Here is a 6514-nt window from a genome sequence, read left to right as displayed (position 1 = left end):
GCGTGTAGATAATCCTTTTCTTATGCCACCGATAAATAAAAGTTAATGCCTTTATAAAAAGTTTAATTATGTCAGATTTTTGCAAAAAGCTAAGCGTCTATAACCGGACGCTGCAGCCAGCTTTTATCTGTTTTGTTTTATCAGAACGCGTTCGGATGCGGAAAAACGGCCTTTTTCCGCTATTGATGCCTGGAAATTGCGCAAAAGAGATTTTTTTTGCGAATATTTTTTTAGAGAAATTTCTATGCGCCGATATTTTTAAATATGCGCTTGTCAACGCATCATCAAATTGCATGGACATTGCAATAGAAACATCATACCTATATACGAGGGAATAATATGTCACAGGTGATCAATACTAACGCCCTGAGTCTGATGGCTCAGAATAACCTGAACAAATCTCAGAACTCCCTGGGTTCCGCGATCCAGCGTCTTTCTTCCGGTCTGCGCATTAACAGCGCGAAAGATGACGCCGCAGGTCAGGCGATCAGTAACCGTTTTACCGCCAGCATTACCGGCCTGACTCAGGCTTCACGTAACGCCAACGACGGTATCTCTATCGCCCAGACCACGGAAGGCGCGCTGAACGAAATCAACGATAACCTGCAAAACATTCGTCGTCTGAGCGTGCAGGCATCCAACGGCACCAACTCCGCTTCTGACCGTCAGTCCATCCAGGACGAAATCAACGAGCGTCTGGCTGAGATCAACCGTATCTCTGAACAGACCGAGTTCAACGGCGTAAAAGTACTGAGCAAAGATCAGACGCTGAACATTCAGGTTGGCGCTAACGATGGCGAAACCATCAGCCTGAAACTGGAGCGTATGGATGCTGAAAAGCTGGGCATGGAAGACTTTGACGTTGGCGTTTTCAGCACTGCAAACACGCAAGTCGTTAAAGTAGCTGATTACGGAACGACTGCAGCAACAGATGTGGCAATCGGTGACGACGCCAACGCCTATAAATTAACCGCGGACGATGTCAAAGCGTTAAATACGAAGTTTTTCGGTACAGATACTCCTGCTACTGGCAGCGAAATTAAAACGGATGGTAAAGGCAACTTTATCGCTACCGGTGTTGACGCAGAAGGCAAAACGGTACAGCAGTCTTTCTCTCTGGAAGAAAATGAAGCGGGAGATGGCTTTACCATTAAAGATAAAGGCGCTTACGTCACCGAACAGCAAAAAGCTGACGCAGACGTCGTTGTTGAAACGATGCTGAAAACCGTTGATGACGCGTTGAATCAGGTTGACGCCCTGCGTTCCAACCTGGGTGCGGCGCAGAACCGTTTCGCTTCTGTTATCAGCAACCTGGACAGCACCGTAAACAACCTGTCTGAATCTCGTTCACGTATCCTGGATGCGGACTTCGCTTCTGAAGTGTCCAACATGAGCCGCGCTAACATCCTGCAGAGCGCAGGTACCACCGTGCTGGCTCAGGCTAACCAGGTTCCGCAGAACGTTCTGTCTCTGCTGCGCTAAGTTTTACCCGGCGGCTATTAACGGCCCTGCGGTTTACGCTAACGCCTCGCCCTCACCGGCGGGGCGTTTTTTATGGCGCCGCCTAAACCCGGCTGAAAATCATTACGCCAACTGGCTCACTGGCTCACTGGCTCAACGCATGAACAAAGAGAATAAAAGACAAAGCGTGCAGGGAGAACAGAGAGAACAGAGAGAAAGACAATAAGATGGAGAGAACAGACAATAAAAAACAGCGTCGCGCTTACCGCCACGACGCTGTTTTGACAGGCACCTTTGCCTTACGGCCGCCAGCGGCCGCGCTGAAATCGGGATTACAGGGTCTCGCTGACGCTTTTCTCAACCAGCTCCATCTCTTCACTGGTCAGCAGCTTTTCAATATCCACCAGGATAATCATGCGCTCATCCACCGATCCCAGCCCCAGCAGGTAATCGGTAGAGAGCGTGACGGAGAAATCCGGCGCCGGTTTAATCGCTTCAGCATTCAGCGACAGCACGTCAGAAACGCCGTCCACCACAATGCCCACCACGCGCTGCGTGAGGCTCAACACAATCACCACCGTTTTTTCATTAATCTCGGCGCCCGCCAGATTAAACTTAATGCGCAGATCGACAATAGGAACAATCACGCCGCGCAGGTTGGTGACGCCGGTAATAAAATCGGGCGTATTGGCGATACGGGTCACCCGTTCGCAGCCGCGGATCTCCTGCACTTTCAATATTTCGATGCCGTACTCTTCATCTCCCAGCGTAAACACCAGGTATTCATTGCCATGATTATCGGTGGCTGTTCTTTTTTCAGATGCGGAAGAGGTCATTTTGCTTATCCTTAAACAGGTAAAGATTGTCCGTTTTTCGCCGTGACACGTTTAGATTTGCACAGCTTTGCCAGCGCGGCGACGTCGAGAATCAGCGCCACGCTGCCATCGCCGAGAATGGTGGCGGCGGAAATGCCCGGCACTTTGCGATAGTTAAGCTCCAGGTTTTTTACCACCACCTGATGCTGACCAATCAGCTGATCGACCATCAGGGCGTAGCGCGCGCCAGCGCTTTGTAAAATCACCGCCACGCTGTCGTTCATCTCGATCGGCTCTTCGCCGCTGCCGAAGACATACTGCAACGTAATCAGCGGGATATACTCGCCGCGCACCTGCAGCATCAGCTCGCCGCCCGCCATGCGGTACAGCGCCTGTTCGCTGAGCTTCAACGACTCCATCACCGCGCCCAGCGGCAGCACATAGGTTTCATCGGACACGCGCACCGACATGCCGTCCAGAATCGCTAAGGTAAGCGGCAGGATAATGCGGATGGTGGAGCCTTTATTCTGTTCAGAAGCGATCTCAACATGGCCGCCCATCTCCTGAATATTGCGTCGTACCACATCCATGCCGACGCCGCGCCCTGATACGTCAGTGACTTTTTCCGCCGTGGAGAAGCCGGGCGCGAAGATCAGCATCCAGACATCTTCGTCGCTCATGTTGTCGTTGATCGCCATGCCCTGCGCTTGCGCGCGCGCCAGGATTTTCTGGCGGTTCAGGCCTGCGCCGTCATCGCTGACTTCAATCACGATATTGCCGCCCTGATGCTCAGCGGAGAGCGTCAGATTGCCGACGGCGGATTTCCCTTTCGCCACGCGCACGTCCGCGCTCTCGATGCCGTGATCGAGGCTGTTGCGCACCAGATGGGTTAACGGGTCGATAATGCGTTCGATCAGGCTCTTATCCAGTTCGGCCGAGCCGCCGATCAGCGTCAGCTCGACCTGCTTATTCAGCTTGCCGGCCAGGTCATGCACCAGACGCGGGAAACGGCTAAAGACATACTCCATCGGCATCATGCGGATCGACATCACCGACTCCTGCAGGTCGCGCGCGTTGCGCTCCAGCTGGGCGATGCTGTTGATCAGCACGTCATGAACCGACGGCTCCAGCGAGGCGGAAAGCTGCGACAGCATCGACTGGGTGATAATCAGTTCGCCGACCTGGTTGATGATCTGATCGACCTTTTCAACGGCGACGCGAATACTGCTCGATTCCGCCGCCTGCGAGCGCGCCGACGGTCTGGCGGGCGCGGCGGCGTTTTTCACCGGGGCGGCAACGCTGGCAGGCTGCGGCGCGTTTTCCTCTACGGGCGCGACGGGCGGCGTTTCGGTCTCAGGCGCCGCGTCGTGGGTAATGGCGATCTGTTCCGGCTCCAGAATAAAGCAGAGCACCGCTTCGATCTCATCCGCGCTGGCGGTGGTTTGCAGCTTCACCTCCAGCCGGTCGCCCTGCTGTTGCTGGCTGACGAGGGTGCCGAGATTCGCCAGCTCATCGGCCAGCAGCCGCGCCTCCTGATCCTTGATTTTCATCAGCGTCACGGTAAGGCAGCCCTGATCCGCGCCGGCCTCTACGCTGGCAGACGTTGCCGCCTGTTCCGGCTCCGTCGAAGCGGTCGCCGCCGCGCCCGATTTATTTTGCAGCGCGATCTGCCGCAGCGCTTCGCAAATATACTGGAAACTCTGCTCGTCTGGTTCCTGAGAAGATTTATAGGTATCAAGCTGATCTTGCATAATATCTTTACTCTCCAGAAACAGGTTAATAATGTCGCTGGTCAGACGCAGCGTGCCGCAGCGGGCATCGTCCAGCAGGTTTTCCATTAAATGCGTCGTTTCCTGCAATATTTTAAAACCGAAGGTGCCTGCGCCCCCTTTAATGGAGTGCGCCGCCCGAAATATCGCATCCATCATCTCTTTATCGGGAGAAGCCGCATCAAGCTGTAACAGATACTTTTCCATATCCGCCAACAGCTCGTCGGCTTCATCGAAGAATGTCTGATAAAAATCACTTACATCCATATTGTTCAACCTTACCCTGAGTTAATTCGCAAGTCCGGCCATCCCCTCATCCGTTTGAGGCGTTATTTTTAATTCAGATTTAATGGCGTCGATATTGCTGTTTTCCGTCATGCTCTGGATTAAATTATCGTCCCTGATAATCGCTTTCTCTTTATTCTGCGTTAATACCAGGATACTGATACGACGGTTAATGGGGCTGTCAGGCGCGGTATTTTCCAGCACCATGGAGTCGGCGGTGCCGATCACACGCAGGAATTTATTCGCCGTCAGGCCGGCGCTGATCAGCGCGCGGCGCGAGGCGTTGGCGCGGTCGGAGGAGAGTTCCCAGTTGCTGTAGCCCACATCGCCCTGCGCATAGGGGAGAGAATCGGTATGCCCCGTCAGGCTGATGCGGTTCGGCAGCTCGTTAAGTACCGGCACCAGCGCTTCGAAAATTGCCATCAGATAGCTTTCCAGCTCCTTGCTGCCCAGCTTAAACATGGGCCGATCCTGCGTATCGATAATCTGGATCAGCAGGCCGTTCTCCGTCAGCTGCAGCCGCAAGTTAGACTGGAAATTGCTGAGGCGGGGGTCGCTTTTAATCAGGCTTTCCAGCCGTTCGCGCGCCTTTTTCAGCCGTCTGATATCTTTGTCGCTTTCACCGTCGCGCGGGCGCGAACGGTTGACTTCGCCCTCTTTCTTCACCAGATCGTCGCCGCCGCCGGGAATCACGCTGTCGCTCAGGCTGGACTGATTACCCTGCGACAGCGCCACCTTCAACGGCATCTGAAAATATTCGGCGATGCGATGCCGCTGCTGCGGCGAACTGTTGGCGATCAGCCACATCACCAGAAAAAACGCCATCATCGCCGTCATAAAGTCGGCGTAGGCGATTTTCCACGAGCCGCCATGATGGTCATGGCCATGCTTTTTACGCTTGCGGATGATGATGATGGGCTGTTTGTGCTTGCTCATGGCGCGCCTTCCGAGGCATTACTCCCTGATGATTTCACCTGACGCACATGCTCTTCCAGCTCAATAAAGGTGGGACGTTCGGTGGAGAAAAGAATCTTACGGCCAAATTCAATGGCGATCTGCGGCGCGTAGCCGTTCATGCTGGAGAGCAGCGTGATCTTAATACATTGAAGCATCTTAATTTTTTCACTGCTTTTCTGGCGCAGCAGCGCCGCCAGCGGCAGGATAAACCCATAGGCGAGCAGAATGCCGAGGAAGGTGCCCACCATCGCGTGGGCGATCAGTTCGCCCAGCTCCGCCGCGGGACGATCGGCCGCCGCCAGCGCATTGACCACGCCCATAACGGCGGCGACGATGCCGAACGCAGGAAAGGCGTCGCCGACGGAATTCAGGCTGCTGGCGGGCACGTCGAATTCATGCTCGCAGGTCTCGATCTCTTCATCCATCAGCGCTTCGACTTCATGCGTGCTCATATTGCCGCTGATCATCAGGCGCAGGTAATCAATAATAAAATTCATTAAATAAGCATCGGCCAACAAACGCGGGTAGGCGGAAAAAACCGAGCTGCTCTGAGGGTCTTCAATATCGTTTTCCAAAGACATCAATCCACTCTGCCTGGCTTTGGAAAGCAGTAAAAACATCAACGCCATCAGGTCCATATATAAGGCTTTGTTATATTGCGACCCTTTAAATAATATCGGAAAGGCTTTTAGCGTCGCGCTAATGGCTTTGCCATTGTTGCCGACAATAAAGGCGCCCACGCCTGCGCCGCCGATGATTAATAACTCAGTCGGCTGATACAGCGCGCCGAGATGACCGCCAGATAAAGCAAATCCGCCGAAAACAGTCGCAAATACAACCACATACCCTAAAATAACCAGCACGCGAACTCCTTAATTACTGACACGCCTGTTTGTTCATGTTTTTAATGATAAATAGCGTCGCAGGCGCTGACGTATCGTTTTTCGCAGATACGCCATTAACGATTTCAGTCCTTGTCATCATCAACGCTACAGCCTGATATAAACCCGTTATCCTGCAATGTCATAATTTTCACACTTTTTTGCCGCGCGTGAAGGCGGGCTGCAAAGACTGCAGGTAAAGGGGTCTTTGGCATGTTCATGCGTGACGATAAAACCGCCGTGGCAGGCGATGCATTCCGTCCGTTCGATCATGCCGCAGTCAATAAAGCGCAGCAGCGTCCAGGCGCGGGTTAATCCCAGCACCGGTTTTTCATCGGGCTTAACC

Annotated in this window: 6 protein-coding genes; 1 reads left to right on the top strand and 5 read right to left on the bottom strand. The window is 53.5% G+C overall.

All coding sequences use genetic code 11. From position 1 onward, the window contains the following. Positions 1–339: 339 nt before the first annotated feature. A complete protein-coding gene (locus MYY08_RS13310) occupies positions 340–1482 on the top strand; it encodes a FliC/FljB family flagellin (protein WP_084971162.1) in 1143 nt (380 codons plus the stop codon). Between the two features lie 311 nt (positions 1483–1793). Here MYY08_RS13310 and cheW read toward each other — a convergent pair whose 3' ends face one another. The 5 genes from cheW to MYY08_RS13285 form a co-directional block, all read right to left on the bottom strand. Next, a complete protein-coding gene (cheW, locus tag MYY08_RS13305) occupies positions 1794–2297 on the bottom strand; it encodes a chemotaxis protein CheW (protein ID WP_084971164.1) in 504 nt (167 codons plus the stop codon). 11 nt (positions 2298–2308) lie between these two features. Then, positions 2309–4312: a chemotaxis protein CheA gene (cheA, locus tag MYY08_RS13300; protein ID WP_288014534.1), complete on the bottom strand. Its 2004-nt coding sequence runs from the start codon at positions 4310–4312 to the stop codon at positions 2309–2311. Positions 4313–4333: 21 nt separating this feature from the next. Further along, positions 4334–5266, bottom strand: a complete 933-nt coding sequence (motB, locus tag MYY08_RS13295; protein ID WP_190296314.1) for a flagellar motor protein MotB — start codon at positions 5264–5266, stop codon at positions 4334–4336. Further along, positions 5263–6150: a flagellar motor stator protein MotA gene (motA, locus tag MYY08_RS13290; protein WP_084971170.1), complete on the bottom strand. Its 888-nt coding sequence runs from the start codon at positions 6148–6150 to the stop codon at positions 5263–5265. The genes motB and motA overlap by 4 nt, the downstream gene beginning before the upstream one ends. A gap of 147 nt (positions 6151–6297) precedes the next feature. Beyond that, the coding region (locus tag MYY08_RS13285) for a FlhC family transcriptional regulator (RefSeq protein ID WP_288014531.1) at positions 6298–6514 on the bottom strand (217 nt) is incomplete at its 5' end.

This window comes from Mixta sp. (assembly GCF_024610815.1).
GTDB lineage: Bacteria > Pseudomonadota > Gammaproteobacteria > Enterobacterales > Enterobacteriaceae > Mixta > Mixta calida.
This window is presented reverse-complemented; position numbering and strand designations above follow the sequence as displayed.